The sequence below is a fragment of the Weissella hellenica genome (genome assembly GCF_005405545.1).
Classification (GTDB): Bacteria; Bacillota; Bacilli; order Lactobacillales; family Lactobacillaceae; genus Weissella; species Weissella hellenica.
Genome location: NZ_BJEG01000016.1, coordinates 15103 through 38950, shown reverse-complemented (window position 1 = coordinate 38950; position 23848 = coordinate 15103). Strand labels below are relative to the sequence as shown.

Sequence of the window (23848 nt, the reverse complement as noted above, 5' to 3'; positions counted from 1 at the left end):
ACATCAGTTGGTTTAATTCCGACAGAATTAGAACGAGTGTTTAGAAAAATATGTGCCATTTATTGACATAGGAGCAGTATTTAAAAAAGGATGAGTTAATTTTTGCGAAGAGAAGAATTAATTCTAATTATGGAAATGCATATTTTCCTGAAGAATATGTTTTTCATTCTGAAATACAGGATAAAGAAATGTTTATAAATATACCTCAATTAGTTAAAAAACTAAAAATTGTTGAGGGTGATATTATTGATTTTTTTATAAAAAATTCAGGACATGAAGAGAAGTTATTGGTAAAAGGTTTATCTGGTGATTGGTATTCAGACAAAGATGATCATTCAAAGTATAGGATTTATCAGACTGGTGCAAAAACTTTAGCGGTGTATTTTTATACAGAGAAATCACTATATGTTAAGAAAATAATTTGGCAAGATTCAAAGCTCATTATAACTTTACCTGAAGATGTTTCTCCAAAAGATATTTCTAATTTAGAGTTAATAGAATCAACTCGAACATCGGCAGCAAGTAGTATTCGAGTTTTGGTACCGTTGCATAGTTACGTTGAAGAACAGAATATAGTGATTGATGATGATTTTTTGTTTTCTGAATTGAGTAGACGAAATAAAATTGGCTTTAGACTATTTTTCTCATATAAGAATTCACGTGTAAAAAATCAGTTTAGAACTGATGATTCTGAAATTTTCGAAGCGGATAATGATTATTCTCTTATTAATATAAGTGTTCATAATTTTTTGGCCTTAGAATTGAAGAAAAAGAAAAATTCAAATACTGTTAAAGTAGCAGTATTAGGATCGAGTCATACTCGTCCAATGTTTAGGTCGGACTCTTACTTTAATCCAGATTATAAAAATTTTTATGAGGTTGTTTACACTCAGTTTCATAGTTCAATTATTTCTTTAGTAGGTAGAGCGCGTAAATTTCAAAATCAATATTATGCAACAAGAAAACAGACTGTAAAAAATTATATTAAAACGGATTTTGAAAAAACTTTTTTTGAAGAATTAAAACAAGCAAGTCCTGACTTTCTTATAATAGATATATATATTGATGTTCAAATGGGTGTTATCTATTTTGGAGATGGCTCAATTATTTCATATAATTCTTATCAAGCAGAATCCAATTATGTGCTGGATAATTTAAATGACAAGCCAAAATTGTCAACAATATTTAATGATGATAATTATGTAGATGATTTTAAAAGGGCTCTGAAAAAATTTAAAGAAATGTTATTAGAAATAATTCCAGAAAATAAAATAATTATTCATTCATTTGATATGAGCGAGGACTATAAAGATAATGAAAAAAACATAAAAAACTATAAGCAAAGCAAAGGGAGTATTGTAGAATTAAATGAAATTGCTGTTGAAATGCAATTTCTTTTAGAGAGAACCTTTCCAAAAGCTAATATTTTAGATATAAGAGATTCTAATTATCATGGTGGTATCAACAATCCAATTGGTAATATGCCTCATCATTTTGAAAGTGATTATTATAAAGAATTGTTGAACAAACTGACTAAAATAATATTAACTATAGAGAGGTAAAATAAAATGAAAATAAATGCAATTCCTATAAATAATCTTACTTCAAAAGAGACTGATGTGTCTGAATCTGATGTTTTTATTCCAGATAGAGTATCAGCAGTAATGGAAAAATCTATGGTATCTGTTACGTCTAATTCAACAACTAATAATGACACAAGTATTTATATTGGAGGTAGAGATAAAAATCAATTTAAGTTTGGGTTGAGACCTGGTCACGAGTATAGTTTAATTTGTAATGTTTCAATTGATGAAGTATTAAGTGGTGAAATTATTAAAGATGCACTTACGATGACAGCTATTCCTGTTGTAAATAGTCGCCCCATATGGGGATATGCAATTTCAAATTCTGCTCCTAACATTAAAGGATCTTATAACCTTATTGTAGATTTTAAAATTCCAGATGACGCTGATTCTTTGTGGATTAGGTTAAGTAGTGGAATGTTAAAAGGTTCAGGAAAAGTATCATGGGGTAATATAGGGTACATTGAGAAGAAATTAGACAAAGGTATTCAAAATAATTTAAAAAAATATTTGTCCAGTGGAAGATTAAAAAACTTAATTTCAATTAAAAATTTTGAAATAACAGTTAATGAAAATTTGATTTCAGAATATGCAATTACAGAATTAACGCATAATGAACTTTCTGATATTATTGATTTTGCAGGTATTAATAATATTAATTTTTCAGAAATTAAAGATGCACGAAGATATTTAAAAAATTTTGAAAATAATTCAGATGAAGATGTTCCCAAAATTTTAAAATCCATTTTTAATAAATATAAATTTGATTACAATTATTTTTTTAGTATACATCCTAATAATGCTTTTCAAAGATTTAGAACATTAGTCTGGTTAATTAATAATTTTGATAATATTAAAAATATTGATGATCGTAAAATTACTAAAAAAAATGTAAATTTTCCTGAATATATATTTACGTATTGGAATGACGGATTTCAAAATGCCCCAGGCATTGTTCAGTCTGCACATAAATACTTAAGTAATTCTTTGTCTAAAATTAAATTAGTATCTTTGAATGATAAAAATATAGAGTTCTATATAGATGTTCCAGTATACGCAAAAAAACTGAGAAATAAAAGCATTGCTCATCTTTCTGATTTTTATCGAATTGCTTTATTAAATAAATATGGTGGAGCATGGATTGACTCTACTGTAATGGTTGGGGAAAATTTTGAAAATAAATTGTGTGACTTATACTTAAATAATAAAAATTCTATAGTAACACCAAGATATGGTAATGAAGAAAAATTACAAAGTAGTCAAGGAATATCAAATTGGTTCATTAGTGTCGTAGAAGACCATAATAGATTAATATCTCTTCAATATAATGACATTCTATTGTGGCTCAAGGATCATGATGAATTTAGTTATTATTATATGTTCCATGCTCTTTGGGATTTTTTAATTTGTATTGATGAACCTTCAAAATTAAATTGGGAAAAATCTGGATACGTTTCAGCTTATAAATCTCATATAATTCAAAAAAATATGTTTTCCACTGTAAATAAGGATTTCATAGATATTTTGGAGGATAATTTAGTTAATAAAATGACATATAAATATAATGAATCAAGAAATAGTAGTCAAAGTCTCCTTTCTTATGTGGGTAGAATGTAAATTGGTTATTTTATGTGTTTATCAATTCAAAATATTTTAAATAAATAGTTTTATAATTGGGTCACTAAATTATAATAAGGTTTAATATGGTACTTTTAAAATAAATAATAATTTTACTATTTGTATAAATCGTAAGGTGATTTAAAGAGTTTGTGAAATGTAGCTTGTGAACCTGATAATTTTGGTTCTATGTCAAACATATTAACATTAGAAGCAGGAACAGATATGACGATATCTGTTCCTGCTTCTTTAATTTTATCCCGGATTATTCATCAAGACAAACAAAAACCCGCTGAAACAGCAAGTTAATACCGTTTCAGCGGGTTTTGCGCTTTCACCCGTTGGGTGAAAACCACAGGAGCTCTTTTTTATAATATTTTGTTAGTGAAAAACAAATCAAATACTCAAAAATTGGAGCGTCTAAAATTATGACTCAAAAAGTATTACCTAGCAACCCTTTAGTTGCAGTTTCAGACAGTGGGGCACCAATTACCTCGGATGGTGGCAACGTACTGCTTAGTATGTTTCTGAATTCACCTGTAGTTTCCAGGCTCTTTAATAACGTTGAATTCAACGATAATCGCAAAAATCCACGCTATGCTAAGGTAGAATTATTATTGCAAATGCTCATTCAAGTTATCGAAGGTTATCGCAACGACGACGTTGCAGATTACTTGACCCAAGATATCGAACATCGACTTGTTTATGCGCAAAACATGGCATCTCAACCAACTGTTTCCAGATTTCTATTACATCTCACGAACGAAGACATTGATGAGCTACAAGAATTAAATCGTCGTATTGTCTCTTTAATTGATGAAAGATCAGCCAACACTGAACTGGTGCTAGATTTGGATTCAACCTACTTTGAGACCTTTGGTCATCAAGAAAAAATTGGTTTTAATTATCACTACTTGAACGTCGGTTACCATCCGCTTATCATGACCGATGCTTTAACTGGAACCGTGCGTCAGGTATCGTTGCGAAGTGGCAATACCTATACCGGTAATGGTGCAACTGAATTTGTGCAAGGGTATCTGTCAACTAGTCTATCCGCTCAACATCAGACAATTATTTTGCGTAGTGACAGTGGCTTCGCCACGCCAGACTTGATGGAAACATTAGAAGGCAACGATATTTTTTATACCATCCGATTGAAGTCAAATCCTCGATTGAAGCGTATGGCACTTGATGGACGATATGTTAATCTCGACAATCTTTTGATGATTGAAGGTCAGTTGACGACCGATGAATTTGAGTATCAAGCCACCTCGTGGGACAAAGCACGTCGTGTTATCGTTTTAAATGATGAACATGGCGGTACACAGTTCATCGTCACTAACCTAAGTCTTCCACAAAAAGACATCGTCCGTGTTTACCGCAAGCGTGCGGCGATTGAAGATATTATTCGCGAGCTTAAAGGTGGATTTGCCTTCGGCAAAACTGATAGCAGTTCATTTTTCGCCAACAAAGCGCGCATGTGGATCTCAGTGATTGCATCAAACTTGATCCGGTTGATGAAGAGTATTGCGTTGAACGACCAGCAACAATCGTGGACAATCAACACCTTTCGAGACCGTTTGTTAAAAATCGGGGGACGTGTCACTAAGCACGCCCGCAAGGTGATCTTGACGTTAGATAGCCGCATCCAAGAACAATTCGATAGTCTGTTCTGGCGATCTTGGGAACGACTAAATGCTTTGTGGCAATAAAACAACGAAGTAGATTTTCAAAAAAATAGAAAAATCCGGCTGGTTTTAGTGTGCCCATTTTTCTCAAAAAACGTTCAATCGAAAAAAACACCCTGAAACTGTGCCAAGGTACCGGCAGTTTCAAGGTGATTTATCGTATTTTACTGATTTAGCTGTGGTTAAAAATTTAGTGCATGAATAATCCGGGTTTAAAGCTAAAAATAGTTAATGTTATTGAAATAAGCAGGCTCTGCAGTTACGTGCATAGTCTGCTTATTTGCTATAATGAAGGTAAACAAAAGAGGGGGGAATAGACATGGTTGATCATATTTTAGGCATAATTTTTGCAATAATTATTGGTTATGTTTTTTATAAATGGTTTATCACGCCTGATGGTCCACCTATCTTTAAGCCATCAAATAAACGGAAATTTAATCCAAATTCGCCTCATAATAATTGGTATTTTAATCCGGATGGTACACCAAAAACTGCAGAAGAAAGCAGAGCATTCGAAGAAAAATTTAAAAAGAAACATGTGCCCAATCCTGCTGATTCTGAAGATATAGATGATCGGCATGACATTGATGATATTGAAGGGTATATTGCGGCTAAAATAGTGATGGATGACAATGATCTAGATGATTAGTATTTGCACAACCTGTTACCATACTAATGGTAATAGGCTTTTTATTTTGAATGCTATGATGATTGTACTTATCTTGAGTATGCTAAAATGATGCCAAAGGGGGATACTATGGCAATTAACCGACTTGAGTTTTATTCAGAAAAATTACAGATGAATACGCGAGTTAATGTGATTTTGCCTGACCATCCAAAGGATAAAGGTAAAATACTATTATTACTACACGGGTTACATGACGATGAAAATTCATGGATAGATCAGACACGCTTAGTTTCATATGCAAGTAAAACGCAGATAGCTATTATTATGCCACGGGCTGACCGCAGTTATTATACAAATCGTGATGGTGACAGTCAGTACTTTGATTATATTGGGGAAGAAGTATTACAACGTTGCCAGCAGTGGTTTAATTTATCACATAATCCAGCAGATATTTTTATTGCTGGTGTGTCGATGGGTGGATTCGGTGCTTTAAAAGTTGGTTTAACACATCCGGCACAGTATCAACAAATATTTGCTTTGTCAGCCGTTCCGGACATCAATAAACAATGGGAAGACAAACCAAAACGTGAAAAATGGTTTCGTAGTTTATTTGGTTCGCCCGAGGAAGTGAAAAATTCAAATAATGATATTGCATACTTGATTTCACAGCAAAATACTAATGCACCAGCTATTTGGCAATTATGTGGTGTTGATGATCCGTATTATCAAATGAACATAATGTTGCATGAACAAATAGATCATCAGGGTTTAAAGCATGAATTCATTGAAGTTCCTGGTGGTCATGAATGGAATGTATGGGATCCGGCAATTAAACAAGTTTTACAATGTATTGAACAAGCTTAATTTGAAAGGACGATAAAATAAATATGCGCAAGAAAAATATTATTATTACTGGGGCTTCTGATGGTATCGGTGCCGCCGCTGCTCGACAGTTGGCCAATAATGAAAATTATAAACTTTATTTAGTCGGTCGTAATCGCGCGAAAACTGCAGCTGTTGCGGATGAAGTGCATGCACCTTATTTCGTTGCAGATTTTGCTGATTTAGAACAGGTTCGTCATCTGGCAGCAGTGTTAAAAAACACTTTGGGGACTGCCCCGATTGATATGTTAGTAAACAATGCAGGTGGCTTGTTTGATGATTTTGCTTTAACAACAGATGGTTTTGAACGAACTTTCCAAATTAATTATTTGGCACAATTTTTGTTAACTTCTCTATTATTGCCACAGTTTAATACTGATCAGACCGTTGTCATTAATACGTCAAGCGTTGCGCATAAGTTATTTGGTCATTTGGATTTAGAAGATTTGAATAACCAAGGTAACTACAATGCTAGTAAAGCATATGGTGACTCAAAGCTTGCTGATTTATTGTTTACTAAAGAATTACACCGGCGTTATCATGGTCAAGGATTAAAGACAGTGGCATTTCATCCAGGTGTTATTAGGACCAATTTTTCTAGTGGACAAAAGAATTGGCGCCAAGTTTACCAATCAGCTTTAGGTAAGTTAGTCTTACCAAGTGCTGATGCTGGTGGTAAGACATTACGCTACTTTATTGAAGGAATGCCAGATATTACATGGCAATCAGGTCAATATTACAGCAAGCGCCGATTGTCTAAAAAGGTAAATCCACAAGCTAATGACGTTGTATTGCAACGACAATTATGGGACAAAACAATGACTTTACTAGACTTGTAAGGTTAACGGTATGCTGTTAAAACAGTGGACGACTAAAATTAGTCACGGGTATATTGAAACTAAAAGATGAAACGGGAAACTGTTTCATCTTTTTTTATTGAGCAGGTGCCGTATAAATGTATGGTATATTAATAATGTATGATTTAAATTTTAGCAGATAGACAAGAGGGACCATCTTTAATGAAGAAAAGTAATCGACGTATCGTTATTAAACAATCAACACAATCAGCAAATTTTGCCATCATCGTATGGTTAGTAGGCTTTTTAAGTAGACACTTTATTAACCATCAACAGTCAAAAAAGCTGGCCAAAAATGATGTATTTACAGTAAGTCAAACGATTGCACTAACTAATGATCAGGAATTACGTTCAGATATGAATTATTTAGTATGTAATGTTGAACCGGCTATTGTGACGGTTATGCCATTAGATAGTGTTGACAATCACCCATTTAAAGTCATGAAAAAAGCCATTAAACGTGCATTAATTCGTAAAGATATGTAGTATTAAACATTATAATTCAAGTTTTTACGACAAATGGAGGATAGCTACATATGATAATATACAAAAAAATTTATCTTATTGTGATAGCTATCATAATGAGTAGTGGCTTAACACTGCAAACAGTCTATGGTGAGACAAATCAAAACTTAATAAGTGTTAATTTAAAGCAAGATATACAGCTAAAAACCGGGAGTGATGAAATTAAAGGAACTATTAACAATTCACAGTCGGTTGCAGCTGATGCTTATACGCTAGTTGTTAAAAATAAACAAGAAACCTTATTAAAAAAGATTATCGTCTTAAATCAACCGTTTGAAGCACAATTAAGTAGGAAGTTAAAAACACAAGACCAGATAACTATCCAATTGGAAGATCAAAGCGGTACACCGGCTATCGATGCGGTGGAGATAGCACCAACCAAGTGGCATGTTTTGAATAAACCAACAAATAAGATTAAAACTAGCAACTGGGGAAATGTATTCAAAAATAGTCGGATAGCACCTAAAAAATATCAAGTTGTGCAGGCACCTAAGACAGGTTTGTCATATTTAAAGAAACCACATTATATTGCGAGCCGTCGTGCAGTTACTACTTTTAAAGAGACTGATCGTTCGGTAAATAATACGATTAAAGGTTATCAAACGGCATTACTATTACCAACGCAATCAACCGATCTCGTAAATTGGCAATTACCACAAGGTAGTGTGATGCACAATCAGTACTTATATGTTATGTATGAATCTCAAGAACATAAAAGCTACGGTCGAATCGTTCGCTATGATATTGATAGATTGAAGCAATTGGGGATTTGGCAAAATGGGCAGGATAATTTACGCCAGTTAGAACAGAAAGTAAATCAGCACAATTTTGCGACAACGACGGATGAACAGTTATTGCAAACAATCTTGGTCGGTCCAGAATTTTATATGGGTCATGGTCAAGCAGTTTCTTTTAATAAAAAGTATAACCAGTTATGGTTAGTATCATTAACTAAAAAATCGCGGCAACAACAATTAACACAAGTGGATTTAAATAAGTTATATCCGAAAGAACGACATAAGTTTATATTTAAAGACACAAAAAATAAGCAGTCATTCCACGGTGAGCATAATTTAAGTATTGATGACCAAGGAAATGTTGCGATGATCGGTATGATTTCAGATAAAACGAAAAAACAATTAGCTGCTAAAAATGTGCAAGCTGGTGATTTGATGTTATACCATGGTTATATACATAATGGTCGTTTACAAATGGCAATCGCAAATACAGTAGTTCGTCAAAAGCCAGGATATTTTGGCCAATTTTTAGCCGCAAAAAATCAAACGAAGCAACTTTTCTATTTATCTGATGGTGTTTATTATGCGTTGCCAGCTGATAAGTGGGCTGAGGGCACGTTAAAACAAGCGGATATCAATAGTGGCGTTTATACTGAAGGTTATAATACACGTGAGTTTGAATCACAAGGTTGGGATAGTCAAGGAAATTCATACTTGATCGTTAATCGAGGTTCTGAAGTAATGCAAGAAACAAAATAAGTCAGAAAATGTGAAATTTGTGACCTGATGGCAATATATGTTTGTTACACTTAAAGTAACTAAATTAAGGGTACATGGTAATAGAATGGGTCGAGCACAAAAAATAAAGAATCGTATTAAAAATTCATCCTTTTTTGGAATGAGCTATCTGACGGGCACTTTGATATTGGTTAAATTGTTACAATTATTTATCAAACCAAATGAAAAACAGATATTATTCATTTCATATAGCGGACGACAATATTCAGACACACCAAAAGAAGCATACAACATGTTACGTACTGATCCGGATTTTGCGGATTATGAGTTGGTATGGGCATTTAATAAGCCAAAGTTATATAAGCAGCCGGAATTAGGGCGAAAAATATCATCGAATTCGCCAACCTTTTTTTTTCATTTATTGAAATCAAAATATTGGATTGCTAATTCGAGTATTGATCGCTTAATACCATTTAAGCATGAACAGCATGTCTATATTCAGTTTTGGCATGGTGTGCCGCTTAAATCATTAGGTCATTCAGAGGTTGGTTTGTCTAGGTTGGTTCAGTATTGGTATGATCATGTACAGTTTGACTTTATGTTTACGTATAGTGATTACGACTTAGAAAAGTTCAAGGCAGTTTTTCCTAGGACAAAGCAGTTTGTGACACAGGGACAATTACGCAAAAATATTGTTCAACGGTATGAACAAAATATTACACCAGCCAGGATTAAGTATCAGTTAGGTATCAAGTCAGATAAACCGGTGTTATTATATCTGCCTACTTTCAGAGGATATGATGCTAAGGAGCAGACCAATCTAACTGAGGCAACGTTGAACGAATTGTCTGAAACATATACTGTTATTTATCGTGGTCATTATTTTACGGATGGTGCGGGCAAAGGGCAGATTATCACTGCAAAAAATTATTCATTGTATAAGATGTTCATGATAGCAGATACGTTGATTACGGATTTTTCGAGTGTCTTTTTCGATTTTGTGGAATACGGCAAAAAGGTTTATTTATTCCAACCGGATGTTAGTGAGTATATTGTACGACGCGGTATATATTTAGATGCAAAGAAGGATTTGCATCTACCGGTGGCTTATTCTGAAGTTGAATTAATAGCGCTGATGCAGGCGGATAATTATGATTATCAGGTTTTGAAAAAAATTAAAGAAGAATATAATCCTCATGAAGGGGATGAAGCAGCCAATGCATTGAAAAAAATTTTGATGCAGTATTTGTAAATTTATGAGCACTGAGTTTCTTGGAAATTCAGTGCTTTTTTTTGTATATTCTAGATGTTTTTAGTAATGAAAATCAAGCCAAATGAGTACAAGCAAAGCAAATTGATTTCCCAGAATATGTTAAATCACAAATGCAATAGGGACATTGACTAAAAATTTAATGAAACAAAAATAGTTATTCATATACAGCTTGCTCGATATAGTATTCTAAAAAAAGCGCTTGTGCACAGTGCTGATTTTATTATCCTAACGAAAGCAGCGAATTAATCATGTTCAATGATTAAGGTGAAAAATATGAATAGCTTAAAAAAATCGTGATGATTGCCGCAACTAGTATAGTTAGTATGTATGCGCTATCTACAAATTATGTGACAGCAAATAGTGTCCCAAGCATTACAGCTGGTGAAGCAAATAAACCACGAATGGATCTGGTCGATGTATCGTCTTGGAATAAAGCATTATCGGTAACAGATTTTCAAAAAATGAAAGCCCATGGTGTGCGGGGAGTGATTGTTAAGCTAACCGAAGGGAATTATTATGTTAGTCCAGTGGCAGCAGCCCAGATTTCAAATGCACGCGCTGCAGGATTAATTGTTTCAGCTTATCATTATGCAAAATATCGCTCACCACAGGAAGCAACCCAAGAAGCAGATTATTTTGCGAATCAAGTTCAAAAATTAGGGCTGCCAACGACAACAGTCTTGGCAAATGATTTGGAAGATTCGCAGACGCAGACAGGGAATGTTACAAATAATGCGTTGGCATTTCGTGATCGTTTAACAGCGCTCGGTTATCAGCGCCAAATGTTGTATACAGCGCCATACTACATTACGCAAACACAACTAGATGTTAATTTATTTGGTAATCGTAATATATGTATGGCTTCATATCCATACAATCCAACTAGTGATAATTTATGGCATCAACAATATGGTGCATGGCAATGGAATTCTAATACAAATTTCCCCGGTGTAACGGGTGTGTTTGATGTTTCCGTTGATTATGGTTCAAAATTTTTAGAAGAACATACAACGACATCTCATCAAGCGATGCAACCAAAACCGGTTGAAAAGAAGGAATCGTTACATTACCAAGGATACATTGATGATGGGACGGCATGGCGTTGGTATGAAAAAGGACGTCTTTTCACAGGATTTAGGTTTTATAGGGGTGCTTATTATTGGTTTAAAAATGGGGTTCGTCAAGTTAATCAATGGGAAAGCGCCTGGGGTAATCGTTATTATGTTGGCTTTGATGGACGCGCTGTGCAAGGATTACAAACCATTAATAAAAAGCAATATTACTTTGGTAATAATGGGACATTTTATCTACGAACAAATCAAAAAGTAACCATAAATAATCAACAGTTTATAGCGAATAAACAAGGTGCGTTAACTAAAGTTAACACCAAACGTCAAGGCTATTTGAATACATCGCAAGGATGGCGTTGGTTTGAAAATGATCATTTATTTACAGGATTTAGGTTTTACATGGGTGCTTACTATTGGTTTGAAAAAGGTGTTCGTCAAGAAAATAAATGGAAAAGTGTTTGGGGTTACCGTTATTATGTTGGACCAGACGGCCGTACTGTTCAAGGTCATCGAAAAATAAATGGACACTGGTATTATTTTGGTAATGATCATACATTTTATTTGCGTTAAGAATACTAATTTAATGGTATATTTAAGTTGAATTTTAATTTGGTATCATACAAAAGATTGGGGCATCTTTTTTGTCTCAATCTTTTTTTATAAGATAATGTAAAAATTAGCAACAATTGTATAAGTAAGCGTATAATACAAGTAATTAAACTGAATTAGGAAAAGCAGGTTATAGATAAATGATTACAATAAAATCACAACGAGAAATCGAAGGGATGAAAAAATCGGGCGCTATTATTGCAGGAATGCATAAAGGACTTCGGGATTTGATCAAACCAGGTATTTCAACATGGGAAATTGAAAAATTTAGTCGTCACTATATTGAAAGTCATGGTGGTCGTGCTGCCCAAATTGGGTTTGAAGGATTTGAATATGCCACAACTGTATCGGTCAATGAGGAAGTGGCACATGCCTTTCCACGTAAACATTTGTATCTAAAAGAAGGGGACATTGTTAAAGTTGATACGGTTGTCGATCTTGATGGCTACTATTCCGATTCAGCCTGGACGTATGCAGTTGGTCAAGTATCTGATCAAGTGAAAAAATTAATGGCTGTTACGAAAAAAGCACTTTATATTGGTATTGATCAGGCACAAGTAGGTAATCGTGTCGGCGATATTGGTGCGGCAATTGATCAATATGTTACGCAAGAAAATGGCTATGGCAATGTCCGTGAATATGTTGGTCATGGTATTCAGCCAACCATGCATGAAGAACCAGCCATCCCACACTATGGTAAATCTGGTCATGGTTTACGTTTGAAGCCAGGTATGACAATTACGATCGAACCAATGGTTAATTTGGGTGGCTGGAAAGTAAATACATCAACAGAAGATGGTTGGACAGTTACAACTGAGGATGGTTCTTGGTCAGCACAATATGAACATGTGGTTGCCATTACAAATGAAGGACCTAAAATTTTGACATCACAGGATTTAGAATTTGATGCAAAGTATTTGTAATGTTTGATTGATTGCAAAGGAGATTTTGATTTGTCAGCAAAAAGTTATATTTTTTCAAAGCGGTTTCTAGATATTTCGGTAGCATTATTTGCGTTGATCATTTTATCCCCAGTTTTCTTAGTAATATCATTATTTTATTTATTTGGTGATAATAAAGGACCTATTTTTTACCAACAGAAACGTATCGGTATGGGACATCAAGAGTTTGGTATTTACAAGTTTCGTTCGATGGTCGTAGGTGCTGAAGAAAAATTATATGCAAATAAAGACTTATACGCAAAGTTTGTTGCGAATGGCTACAAATTACCAACAGAAGAAGATCCACGCATCACGAAGTTTGGTGCTTTTTTACGTAAAACATCCATTGATGAGCTACCACAATTTATTAATATTTTAAATGGTGAGATGAGTATTGTTGGACCTCGTCCCGTGGTAGAAAAAGAATTGGTTGAATATGGGGATGATGTTGATAAATTCCTATCGGTTAAACCAGGAGCAATGGGCTTTTGGCAGGCTAGTGGGCGTAGTGAAATACAATATCCAGAGCGTGCCGAATTAGAAATCGGCTATGTTGATCAAGCTGACTTATGGTTTGATTTTAAAATTTTGTTTATGACGATCATTGCTGTTTTTAAGGGTGAAGGAGCAATGTAGCGTATTCAACTATAAAACTTATTATTTCTCCTGTATAATTAGAAATAATAAGTTTTAATTTTTAACTGATTAAAGTTTAATCAGAAATTTTTAGTTTAAAAAGGAATAATAGAAATGAATAATCAATTTACTGTTACCGATTTATTTAAGCATTTGTTTCGTAATGCTTGGTGGATTATTATCTTAGGCATTATTGGTGCAATGGGGATGTTTTTTATTAATAAGCAACCTTCATCAGTTAATGTTAGTGCTACTCGAACAATGTACGTTGGTAAGGTTGATAGCGATGCTAAGGATCCTAATTCACAAGTTAATGGAAACGCTTGGATGTTAAAAACTTATCGTGAAATCGGAAAAGATCGTACAATCATTGATCCTGCTGTTGCACAATTAAAAAAGCAACATGTTAAGGTGACAGGAGCACAATTGCGTCAAGCAGTGACCTTATCATCACCAGAAACCACTTTGTTGATTAAAGCGAAAATTTCTGGTGTTGCTAAGGGCACTAAAGCAGTGAAGATGGTGAATGCTTATACAGATTCGTTTGCTAAGAACGCACCAAAATTAATTACGGATATGCCACAACCAGAATTAATGTCAGCAGCTAAAAATGCGCAAACGGCAACGACTGTTTCTGGCGGTTCACCAAAGAAAGCAGCTTTGTTTGGATTAGTTGTTGGTTTGGCTGTGGGAATTGTTTTGGCATTTTTTACCGGAATCTACAAAAATATGAAAGCAGTAAAGAATTAAAAAGGAGTTTTATATGATGTCTTGGTTAATGCCATTTGCGATGCTTCCAAAGACGTATACATTTTTCTTCTTTGATTCGTTTGCTCAAATTGCAATTGCAGTTTTTGGATTATATATATTAGGTAAATTATATGTACAGCCACAGTTATTAAGCACGGTACTACCCAAAACAACTACTTTACGTCTTTGGGGTGTGTTTGTGGTTGTACAGTTATGTTTGATGGCCTATCAATCAGTGAAAATAGGTAATAGTCAGCAAACATATGGGTTATTACATAGTTTAGTATCCTTTATTCAAATGATTTTGGTCATTTGGGTAGCTTATACTGTCCAAAAAATGGCGATTCAATCATTTAATGATGCTAAAAATTTTGTTAAAAGTATTATTTGGACGATTGTTGGTTATTCAGTTATTGTTCTAATACCACAAATTCTATTTTTACTAGGAATTGGACACTTTAGTCGAATAACGAATGCTGTAGCAAGTCTGTTTGAACGACATTGGTTAGATCGTGACTTTTATAATAATGGTAGTTATGTGACGACATTATTCCGGTTAAATGGTTTAGAACCCGAAGCTTCTTTTTTGGCATTATTACTAGGGTTAGCATTTGCACCATTATTGTTGATGATTGTTCAAGAACCCATAAAGTCGTTTAAAAATCATCGTAAATTGTATATATTATCTTGGTTAATTGTTATTTTTATGGCTTTGGTATTACTTTATGCTAAAACAACCACCGGCTTTTTAATTATTTTTATTTTAGCGTTGCTATATTGGTTAATGGCACCTAAAAATCAAAAATTATGGTTGTTTGTCTTGGGTATTATAGCCTTAGTAGGTGGGGCACTTGCATATGTTGCAATACCATCAGTTAATGAATTGCTTAATCGTTGGCTATTTGAAAAAGGTGGAACTGATAATCGTTTAGGTGGTACGATTGGTCTAATCGGTGCTTGGTTACATCATCCATTATTGGGAGTAGGTTATGGTTATGAAGGACCATACATTGTAGACAACTTACCACAGTGGTCTAAGAATAATTATGAATACATGGCAGTGTATAAAAAACAATCATATCCAATTTTAAATGATGTGTTTGGTTGGTTAGCACGATATGGGCTATTGTTTATGGCTACTGGCGCTTGGTTGTTATTTGGCTTAATCAAGCGTGCAATGATTGTTTTAAAGTCATTAGGTCAATTAAATAATCCTGAACATATTGTGTTTTATCGCATTGTTATTAAGGCATTCTTTGTCACAATAGCAGCTATCTTAATAGTAGCAGCAGTGACACCTGCCAACGTGACATCATGGCCAATTTTATTAATGCTATTTTTCTACTGGCGAGTTATTCACTTAGCAGAAGATGAAGTTAGTAGCAAGTAAGGAAATATAATTGTATGAAAATTTTGATAGCAACACATAAATCATACCAAATCCCTGATGAGGCGGGTTATTATCCCATTATGGTGGGTGCAGATTTAAGAAATCAAATTCCAGTAGGTTATTTAAAAGATAACACTGGACAAAATATATCAAAAATGAATCCATTTTATAATGAATTAACAGCTTTATATTGGGCGAAATATAACTTACAAGACGAAGATATTATTGGCTTAGTGCATTACCGTCGCTATCTTGGTAGTAAGAGTGGTCATGACTTGAATAATATTTTATCAGCAGCACAAATTCGGGAAGCACTGAATAAAGTGGATGTTTTATTACCGAAGCAACGTAATTATTATATTGAGAGCCAAAAAAATCATTATTTAAATGCACATAAGAATGAGCCATACTTTGTCATGGCGGATGTGATAAAGGAAAAATTTCCAACTTATTACGAAGCATTTATTGCAATGGGGCAATCCAAACAAGCTCACTTGTTTAATATGAGTATTATGAATCAGGAAAATTTTCAGTCATATACCTCATTTATGTTTGACGTATTAGCTGAAGTTGAACAGCGTATTCCATATCGTGAGTACGAAGGTCAAGAACAGCGCGTTTTTGGCTTTTTATCTGAACGTTTAATGGATACATGGTTGTACACGGAACAAAAAACATTTGCTGAATATCCGATTATCACAACTGAAAAAACTAATTGGGTTGATAAAGGAACGCAATTTTTGAAGCGAAAATTTTTCAAAAATGGTCGTAAAAAGGTTCATTTTTAAGGTTGTGCAATCACAAATTATGATAGAGTATATTTAATGTATTTTTATAAAGATATAGGGGATAATAAAGATGACTTTAAACGATAAAAATTATGATTATCTAATTGTTGGTGCAGGTCCATTTGGTGCAATTTTTGCTTATGAAGCAGCCAAGCGTGGTAAGCGCTCATTAATTGTTGAAAAGCGTCCACATATTGCGGGTAATACGTATACGCATACGGATCATGGGATTACAGTCCATGACTTTGGTGCCCATATCTTCCATACTGATAACAAAGAAGTTTGGGAGTATATTAATCAATTTGCTGACTTTAATGGTTATCAAAATCAAGTTATCGCAAATTATAATGGTGAGCTTTATAACCTACCATTTAACATGAACACTTTTTATGAGATGTGGGGGACTAAAACACCTGCAGAAGCTAAGGCTAAAATTGAGGAACAAAAGACGGCCGCTTTGGCTGAATTAGGAGATCGTGAGCCACGTAATTTGGAAGAACAAGCGATTTCATTAATTGGAACTGATATTTACCAAAAGTTGGTTAAGGGTTATACAGAAAAGCAATGGGGACGTAAGGCAACTGAATTACCAGCTTTTATTATTAAGCGTCTGCCAGTTCGTTTCATTTACGATAACAACTACTTTAATCACCGTTACCAAGGTATTCCAGTAGGTGGTTACACACAAATATTTGAAAAGATGTTGGATAATGATTTGATCGATGTTCGTGTCAATGAAGATTTCTTTGATCACAAAGATGAATACATTGCTGAATTCCCACGTATTGTGTATACCGGAATGATTGATCAATTCTTCGACTACAAGTTTGGTGAATTAGAATATCGTTCAGTTCGTTTTGAATCTGAAGTGATGGCTATGGATAACTACCAAGGTAACTCAGTTATTAATTATACTGATGCCCAAACACCTTATACACGTGTGATGGAATGGAAGCATTTTGATGGTCTATCAGATGATGGGGTAACGATTGTAACCAAAGAATATCCACAAGAATGGGATCGTTCAAAGGAAGCTTATTATCCAGTTAACGATGAGAAAAACACGAATTTGTATAAGCAATATGCAAAAGAAGCACGTCAGCATTCAGCACAATTTATTTTTGGTGGTCGCCTAGGTCAATATCGTTATTATGATATGGATCAAGTATTCAATGCAGCATTTAATACTGTTAAGAAAGAATTTGATATACCAGCAGATTTTAATTTTGCACACGATGAAAAGCACTAAAGTAATTAGAGACTCAGTCATCTTCGGTTGGTTGAGTCTCTATTTTCGATTAGTACCTTACACTTTGTGAATTAATAAGGTTTAATAGGCAGTGTATATTTATCATTTGACCTGAAAATTATTTAAATAACGATTAAGCGGATAAAAGTAATTGAAAAATAAACAATATCAATTAATTATCGTCCTCATCATATATTATATGGATATATTAAACATTATGGCTACAATGGCTGTATTGTGGTTGCATACATCAGAATATGCTTTTCAGTATGAACCAAATAATATTAATTGGTATGTTAGTTTAATTATTCAAGTCTTATTTATTTGGGCAGTGCCAATCTTTTTTATGATATCTGGTGCAAATTTATTTAATTATCGTAATCGCTACGATACAGTAACTTTTTTTAAAAAGAGGATTGTACGTGTTCTAGTACCGTTTTTTATTTGGTCGTTTGTTTGGTATGCGTGGAATAATTTTGTTTTGCAGCAGGAAAATTGGTCAATTAAAGGTTTTATTAATGGTATGGAATATGACACGATACAACCTATATTTTGGTTTTTTTATTTTTTAATTCCAATTTATATTTCAATGCCGTTCTTATCAGTTTTAGCAACGAAAGATAACAAAAAAGTTGTGGAATATATTATTGTATTCTATGCCATTGGGATGGGGATTATTAATTATGGTTACATGCTATTGAGACGAACACCAAATCATATGGTTAATAACGTTCCCTTAGTACTTTCAACCGGTATTGGTATATTCTTTGTTGGATGGTATTTACATACGTTTAAGATGAGTAAAAAAGTACGATATTGGTTATATTTTGGTACCAGTATGAGTATTATTTTTATGATTTTAGTAACAATTATTTTATCAGGAATTCGTGGTGAGACTGCACGCGAAGTTTATAGTGTTTTTTCAATTGGTGGTTTCTTTATTCCATTAGGCATTTGGGTGTGGGTTCAGAAACGTTTTGGCGAAACATGGCAACCATCTCCTAACATAGCGAAGTTGTTACGTAGTTTGTCAGGCGTTTCTCTTGGTGTTTATGTGATTCATAAGTTTTTGATTGTAGTTATTGAACATATATTTAGTTTGGCACCTTCGTCTTGGTTACATTTATTTGTTTTACCATTGGTTGTTTGGTTTTTAAGTGTCATAATTATATTAATCTTACAAAAAATACCAGTTGTTAAAAGGTTATTACCATAATAATAGGAAATACAGATGATTTATCTTTCTGTATGAATAGAGGAAAATATGCAAGTTGTTAAAAATTATTTGTACAATGTATTTTATCAATTGCTAACGGTGTTGGCGCCCTTAATTACGATGACCTATCTTTCGCATGTTCTTGGTGCGTCAGGTATGGGGGTTCAGGCATGGACTAATTCCATTGTTAGTTATTTCTTATTGTTTGCAACATTAGGCATTACGCTTTACGGTCAACGTGAAATTGCTTATGTTCGGGATGATGTTGCGTTACAAAATAGACGATTTTGGGAGATTCAACTTCTACATACAATTGTAAGTTTGGTTTCGATTGCGCTTTATATTTTATTTGTTTATAGCATGCGAAATATCCCAGGAGAATTTAACCAAAATAATCATCAATTATATTTACAAACGTGGGTGATTGTCTCAGGGTTACTTGATATTTCTTGGTATTTTATGGGGTTGGAGGATTTTAAGAAAACAGTCATTCGTAATTCATTAGTAAAAATTGCGATGGTTATTTTGATTTTCTTGGTTGTTAAGTCACCAGCTGATGTTGATCGCTATATTTTGTTACTAGCACTAACACAAGTTGTTGGTAATGTTACAATGTGGTTCTATATTCCAGGGAAAGTTAAACTTCCTAAGATTAGAACTTTGAATTTACGGCGTCATTTACTACCAACCATTGGTTTGTTTATTCCAACAATTGCAACGCAAGTATATTTACAATTAAATAAAACGATGTTGCCTTTATTTCAGAATAGTGCGATTGATTCAGCAGCCTTTTATGAAAATGCGGATAAAATTGTAAAAGTGTCGTTGGCGTTAGTTACGGCAATGGGAACAGTTATGTTACCACGAGTTGCTAATTATTTTTCAAAAGGTAATATGAAGGCGGTTAATAAAGCTATTTATCTATCAATGGATTTTGTGACGGCTTTGGCTATTCCACTGATGTTTGGAATGATTGCGCTAGGACCTAAAACTACTATTTGGTATATGGGGACTAATTTCTTACCTGCAGGTTGGACAATCTCTTTGTTGTCCCCGATTGTGTTATTTATTGCATGGAGTAATGTTATTGGTACACAGTATTTGATGCCAATTAATCGAACGAAAGATTTTACGATATCTGTAACAGTCGGAGCTCTTGTTAATATTTTGCTAAACTTTATTACGATTCCATTATGGGGATTATATGGTGCGGCAATTGCAACAGTTATTTCAGAAGCTGCAGTAACTTTGTATCAGTTTTGGGTTGTTCGTTATGATCTATCTTTTGCTAAATTATTTAGTGGTATCTGGAAATACTTTATTTCTGGAATTGTGATGTTTATTGTTTTAATTGTTATGGCTACACATATGGCAGCAACACCTGCTAGGTCACTAATTCAAATTGTTGTTGGTGTTGTCATCTACTTTGGTTTGACAGTTTTGTTGCGTGCAAACTACATTGATAATGTAAAAAAGTTTGTTACTGAACATTTTAAGAAATAAATGAATAAAAAGTGCCAATTATGAGGCACTTTTTTTGTTATACTTATAGTTAGTTGAATTAGTGAGGAAGAAAATTTATGTCTAAGTTATCATTAGTAGTTCCTGTTTTTAATGAACAAGATACTGTTGAATTATTTTATAATGCGTTAGAAGCGGAGCATCAAAATTTTTTGGAGTATGATCTAGAGTATTGGTATATTGATGATGGTTCTACAGATAACACAATGATTGAAGTAGAAAAATTAGCAGCTAAGGATGAAAAAGTACACTTTGTATCTTTTTCACGTAATTTTGGTAAAGAATCAGCCTTATATGCAGGTTTGGAACATGCAACGGGTGATTATATTGCAGTAATGGATGTTGATCTGCAAGATCCGCCCGAAATGTTACCCGAAATGTTAGCTGGTGTGTCATCAGGTGGCTGGGATGCTGTTGGAGCGCGGCGTACAAGTCGTAAAGGTGAGCCGATTCTTCGTTCATGGTTTTCTAAGTTGTTTTATAAATTAATTAATGCAATGTCAGATACGCACATTGTTGAAGGTGCACGTGACTTTCGGGTTATGACACGACAAATGGTGGATGCGATTTTGAGCATGCCAGAATATAATCGTTTCTCAAAGGGAATTTTTTCTTGGGTTGGTTTTAAGCAAAAGTATTTAGAATATGAAAATAAGGATCGTGTTGCTGGTAATACATCGTGGTCATTTTGGGGATTGTTAAGTTACTCGATTGAAGGATTTATTGATTTTTCGAGAGCACCATTAGTGCTAGTTTCATTTTTGGGAATGTTCTCTTTCTTATTAGCATTAATTGGGGCGATCATCGTTTTCATTCGAGCAATTATATATCCTGAAACTTCAGTTTTTGGTTGGGCATCAATTGTGGTTATTGTATTAGCTCTTGGTGGTATGCAACTATTGAGCATTGGTATTTTGGGTAGATATATTTCTAATATTTATTTAGAATCAAAACATCGGCCAATTTATGTTTCACGTAAAGAAAAATAAGTAAAGTATATCTATTAAGGTAATGAATGACGAATAAATCGTTCATTTATTAATATTAAATTATTATATTTAGTTTGGAGAAAATAACATGACAGTGAGTGCTGTGGTAGTGACGTATAATCGTCTACCGATGTTAAAAGAAGTTATTGCGGCGTTACAGAATTCTGATACAAAGGTAAATAACATTATTATTGTTGATAATAACAGTGAAGCAGATACACGAGAATATTTAACTAGTCTTGGTAGTGAAATTCGTTATGTGCGTTTACCTGAGAATATTGGTGGTGCAGGTGGATTTAACAAAGGTGTTCGTTACTTTATGGAAGAAACGGATGATGACTACGTATGGTTAATGGATGATGATACGGTACCAACACCATCTGCCCTAACGGAGCTACTGGAAGGTGCTAAAAAGGTTAATAATCAATTTGGGTTTTTGGCTTCAGATGTCCGTTGGACTGATAATACTCGTGCTAAAATGAATTTACCATTTCCAATCAATCGTTTTAAAAAAATTTCATTAGATGCAACTGAAATGGAGCAATTACGAAACGCAACTTTTGTTTCAGTAATGTTCACGCGTCAAATTGTTGCAAAAATTGGTTTGCCAGTTAAAGAATTCTTTATCTGGGGGGATGATATCGAATACACTGAACGTGCAGCACGTCAATTACCGGGATATATGGTGCCAACGTCACGGATTATTCATAAGATGGCGCAAAATGTTGAGTCTAATGTTTCATTAGATTCAATTAATCGTGTGCCAAGATATTTCTACGCTTTTAGAAATCGAATGTACTTTAGTCGTAATCGTGGGTTTGTTCGTTTTTTGCGGGCTCATATTCGGATAGCCTACGAAATGTTAATGATTTTCTTTAATGGACAACCCAAAAAATGGTTACGTGTCAGAATGGTAATTAAAGGTGTTGTTCACGGTTGGTTTTTCCATCCATCAGTGGAATATGCGAAGAACAAGGTAAAGGAGTAATCAAATGGGAAAAGTAAGTGCAGTCATTGTTACCTATAATCGATTACCAATGCTTAAAGAAGCTATTGCAGCATTAGAATCTGTTGAACCAAAATTGTCGCATTTAATTGTTGTTGATAATAATTCTGATAATGATACGAAGGAATATTTAGAATCATTGGGTGAGCGTATAGAGTATGTCCGTTTGGCTGAAAATGTCGGTGGTGCAGGTGGCTTTAATGCTGGTATTCGTCATTTTTATGAACATACAGATGATGATTATGTTTGGGTGATGGATGATGATACGATTGTACATCAAGATTCATTGCAACCTTTATTAGCATTTGCTAATGAAAATCAAAACTTTAGTTTCTTATCATCAAATGTTTTATTCACTGATGGGACACCATCAGTAAGAAATGTATTACGTCAATATGGTACATTTAATACGACATTAAATAAAAAGTTTACGAAGCCGGTATTAGTAGAAAATGGTACGTTTGTTTCTGTATTATTCCCACGTCATATTGTTGGTAAAATTGGTTTGCCAATTACGGACTTCTTTATTTGGATTGATGATTTAGAATATACAGAGCGTGCTCTAAGAGTTGCGCCTGGATATTTAGTGCCAGCTTCTAATGTAACGCATAAGATGCGTTCTAACACAGAAGATGATATAACAAATGATATTCCAGAACGAGTACCACGTTACTTTAATATGTATCGTAATCGTGTTTATACGATGCAAAAACGTAATTTTTATCGACGAGTTCGTGGCGAGGCAAAAATCAAGTGGGATTATATGCGTTTAAAGTCAGGAAACATGCCAGATAAAGCAGAGCGACTAAAAATTATGCGTGATGGTATTGCTGCAGGTAAGCGATTTAATCCGATTATTGAATTTCCGAATGAGAAGCATGATGCTAATTCGTAATATTAAGCAGCCAAATTTTTTATAAATTTGGCTGCTTTTTATGTATAATTTTTTTAAGCAAAATCTGTCTTTGGAAGTAATTAGTACTTGTAAATAAAGATATCGGCTCTGTATAAAATAGCGTAAAAATTGCAAAATCAATTTAAAAGTTATTAAAATGGCTAAGTAGTTATTATAGGGATAATCGTCAATAACTTTTTATTCAATAAAAATATTGAAATATAGAAATTATACATAGTAATGAACACAAAAGTTTACTT

General features: G+C 33.7%; 21 protein-coding genes. All 21 read left to right on the top strand.

Translation table 11 applies throughout. The features are described 5' to 3' along the window. Positions 1-188 precede the first annotated feature (188 nt). Complete coding sequence (locus FFM61_RS08080; RefSeq protein WP_083194535.1) at positions 189-1562, top strand: DUF6270 domain-containing protein; 1374 nt, start codon at positions 189-191, stop codon at positions 1560-1562. A 6-nt stretch (positions 1563-1568) separates the two neighbouring features. Next, positions 1569-3200 carry a capsular polysaccharide synthesis protein gene (locus FFM61_RS08075; protein ID WP_074427959.1) on the top strand — a complete coding sequence of 544 codons (1632 nt, stop codon included), beginning with the start codon at positions 1569-1571 and terminating at the stop codon, positions 3198-3200. Positions 3201-3628: 428 nt separating this feature from the next. Then, positions 3629-4912 carry an IS1380 family transposase gene (locus tag FFM61_RS08070; protein ID WP_074427960.1) on the top strand — a complete coding sequence of 428 codons (1284 nt, stop codon included), beginning with the start codon at positions 3629-3631 and terminating at the stop codon, positions 4910-4912. Between the two features lie 295 nt (positions 4913-5207). After that, entirely contained in the window at positions 5208-5537 is a 330-nt protein-coding gene (locus FFM61_RS08065) for a hypothetical protein (RefSeq protein WP_074427961.1), read from the top strand. A 108-nt stretch (positions 5538-5645) separates the two neighbouring features. Next, positions 5646-6380 (top strand): alpha/beta hydrolase, encoded by a 735-nt coding sequence (locus tag FFM61_RS08060; protein ID WP_074427962.1) that lies wholly within the window; start codon positions 5646-5648, stop codon positions 6378-6380. A 23-nt stretch (positions 6381-6403) separates the two neighbouring features. Then, entirely contained in the window at positions 6404-7237 is an 834-nt protein-coding gene (locus FFM61_RS08055; protein ID WP_074427963.1) for an SDR family NAD(P)-dependent oxidoreductase, read from the top strand. 180 nt (positions 7238-7417) lie between these two features. Continuing rightward, a complete protein-coding gene (locus FFM61_RS08050) occupies positions 7418-7741 on the top strand; it encodes a hypothetical protein (protein WP_074427964.1) in 324 nt (107 codons plus the stop codon). A 50-nt stretch (positions 7742-7791) separates the two neighbouring features. Next, the gene (locus tag FFM61_RS08045) at positions 7792-9276 is read left to right on the top strand and encodes a hypothetical protein (RefSeq protein WP_074427965.1); all 1485 of its coding nucleotides are present in this window, start codon (positions 7792-7794) and stop codon (positions 9274-9276) included. A gap of 85 nt (positions 9277-9361) precedes the next feature. After that, on the top strand, positions 9362-10507 hold the full coding sequence (locus tag FFM61_RS08040) for a CDP-glycerol glycerophosphotransferase family protein (RefSeq protein WP_074427966.1): 1146 nt from the start codon (positions 9362-9364) through the stop codon (positions 10505-10507). Positions 10508-10824: 317 nt separating this feature from the next. Then, the gene (locus FFM61_RS08035; RefSeq protein WP_074427967.1) at positions 10825-12168 is read left to right on the top strand and encodes a GH25 family lysozyme; all 1344 of its coding nucleotides are present in this window, start codon (positions 10825-10827) and stop codon (positions 12166-12168) included. Positions 12169-12347: 179 nt separating this feature from the next. Next, a complete protein-coding gene (map, locus tag FFM61_RS08030) occupies positions 12348-13130 on the top strand; it encodes a type I methionyl aminopeptidase (protein WP_074427968.1) in 783 nt (260 codons plus the stop codon). Between the two features lie 30 nt (positions 13131-13160). After that, a complete protein-coding gene (locus FFM61_RS08025; RefSeq protein ID WP_074427969.1) occupies positions 13161-13784 on the top strand; it encodes a sugar transferase in 624 nt (207 codons plus the stop codon). 114 nt (positions 13785-13898) lie between these two features. Beyond that, positions 13899-14534 (top strand): YveK family protein, encoded by a 636-nt coding sequence (locus FFM61_RS08020; RefSeq protein WP_074427970.1) that lies wholly within the window; start codon positions 13899-13901, stop codon positions 14532-14534. Positions 14535-14547: 13 nt separating this feature from the next. Then, entirely contained in the window at positions 14548-15924 is a 1377-nt protein-coding gene (locus tag FFM61_RS08015; RefSeq protein WP_074427971.1) for an O-antigen ligase family protein, read from the top strand. Positions 15925-15938: 14 nt separating this feature from the next. Continuing rightward, complete coding sequence (locus FFM61_RS08010) at positions 15939-16712, top strand: DUF4422 domain-containing protein (protein WP_074427972.1); 774 nt, start codon at positions 15939-15941, stop codon at positions 16710-16712. 70 nt (positions 16713-16782) lie between these two features. Beyond that, positions 16783-17961: a UDP-galactopyranose mutase gene (gene glf / locus FFM61_RS08005; RefSeq protein ID WP_074427973.1), complete on the top strand. Its 1179-nt coding sequence runs from the start codon at positions 16783-16785 to the stop codon at positions 17959-17961. A gap of 199 nt (positions 17962-18160) precedes the next feature. Continuing rightward, entirely contained in the window at positions 18161-19177 is a 1017-nt protein-coding gene (locus FFM61_RS08000; RefSeq protein ID WP_074427990.1) for an acyltransferase, read from the top strand. Positions 19178-19225: 48 nt separating this feature from the next. Further along, positions 19226-20680 (top strand): flippase, encoded by a 1455-nt coding sequence (locus FFM61_RS07995; protein WP_074427974.1) that lies wholly within the window; start codon positions 19226-19228, stop codon positions 20678-20680. A gap of 77 nt (positions 20681-20757) precedes the next feature. After that, on the top strand, positions 20758-21687 hold the full coding sequence (locus FFM61_RS07990) for a glycosyltransferase family 2 protein (RefSeq protein ID WP_074427975.1): 930 nt from the start codon (positions 20758-20760) through the stop codon (positions 21685-21687). Between the two features lie 88 nt (positions 21688-21775). Beyond that, positions 21776-22675: a glycosyltransferase family 2 protein gene (locus tag FFM61_RS07985; protein WP_074427976.1), complete on the top strand. Its 900-nt coding sequence runs from the start codon at positions 21776-21778 to the stop codon at positions 22673-22675. A gap of 4 nt (positions 22676-22679) precedes the next feature. Next, positions 22680-23588, top strand: coding sequence for a glycosyltransferase family 2 protein (locus FFM61_RS07980; RefSeq protein ID WP_074427977.1), 909 nt, complete (start codon positions 22680-22682; stop codon positions 23586-23588). Positions 23589-23848 lie beyond the last annotated feature (260 nt).

Bases quoted from the DNA above. Each gene is read 5' to 3' on its own strand.
- FFM61_RS08080 (WP_083194535.1), top strand. From the start codon at position 189: ATGTTTATAAATATACCTCAATTAGTTAAAAAACTAAAAATTGTTGAG.
- FFM61_RS08075 (WP_074427959.1), top strand. From the start codon at position 1,569: ATGAAAATAAATGCAATTCCTATAAATAATCTTACTTCAAAAGAGACT.
- FFM61_RS08070 (WP_074427960.1), top strand. From the start codon at position 3,629: ATGACTCAAAAAGTATTACCTAGCAACCCTTTAGTTGCAGTTTCAGAC.
- FFM61_RS08065 (WP_074427961.1), top strand. From the start codon at position 5,208: ATGGTTGATCATATTTTAGGCATAATTTTTGCAATAATTATTGGTTAT.
- FFM61_RS08060 (WP_074427962.1), top strand. From the start codon at position 5,646: ATGGCAATTAACCGACTTGAGTTTTATTCAGAAAAATTACAGATGAAT.
- FFM61_RS08055 (WP_074427963.1), top strand. From the start codon at position 6,404: ATGCGCAAGAAAAATATTATTATTACTGGGGCTTCTGATGGTATCGGT.
- FFM61_RS08050 (WP_074427964.1), top strand. From the start codon at position 7,418: ATGAAGAAAAGTAATCGACGTATCGTTATTAAACAATCAACACAATCA.
- FFM61_RS08045 (WP_074427965.1), top strand. From the start codon at position 7,792: ATGATAATATACAAAAAAATTTATCTTATTGTGATAGCTATCATAATG.
- FFM61_RS08040 (WP_074427966.1), top strand. From the start codon at position 9,362: ATGGGTCGAGCACAAAAAATAAAGAATCGTATTAAAAATTCATCCTTT.
- FFM61_RS08035 (WP_074427967.1), top strand. From the start codon at position 10,825: ATGATTGCCGCAACTAGTATAGTTAGTATGTATGCGCTATCTACAAAT.
- map (WP_074427968.1), top strand. From the start codon at position 12,348: ATGATTACAATAAAATCACAACGAGAAATCGAAGGGATGAAAAAATCG.
- FFM61_RS08020 (WP_074427970.1), top strand. From the start codon at position 13,899: ATGAATAATCAATTTACTGTTACCGATTTATTTAAGCATTTGTTTCGT.
- FFM61_RS08015 (WP_074427971.1), top strand. From the start codon at position 14,548: ATGATGTCTTGGTTAATGCCATTTGCGATGCTTCCAAAGACGTATACA.
- FFM61_RS08010 (WP_074427972.1), top strand. From the start codon at position 15,939: ATGAAAATTTTGATAGCAACACATAAATCATACCAAATCCCTGATGAG.
- glf (WP_074427973.1), top strand. From the start codon at position 16,783: ATGACTTTAAACGATAAAAATTATGATTATCTAATTGTTGGTGCAGGT.
- FFM61_RS08000 (WP_074427990.1), top strand. From the start codon at position 18,161: ATGGATATATTAAACATTATGGCTACAATGGCTGTATTGTGGTTGCAT.
- FFM61_RS07995 (WP_074427974.1), top strand. From the start codon at position 19,226: ATGCAAGTTGTTAAAAATTATTTGTACAATGTATTTTATCAATTGCTA.
- FFM61_RS07990 (WP_074427975.1), top strand. From the start codon at position 20,758: ATGTCTAAGTTATCATTAGTAGTTCCTGTTTTTAATGAACAAGATACT.
- FFM61_RS07985 (WP_074427976.1), top strand. From the start codon at position 21,776: ATGACAGTGAGTGCTGTGGTAGTGACGTATAATCGTCTACCGATGTTA.
- FFM61_RS07980 (WP_074427977.1), top strand. From the start codon at position 22,680: ATGGGAAAAGTAAGTGCAGTCATTGTTACCTATAATCGATTACCAATG.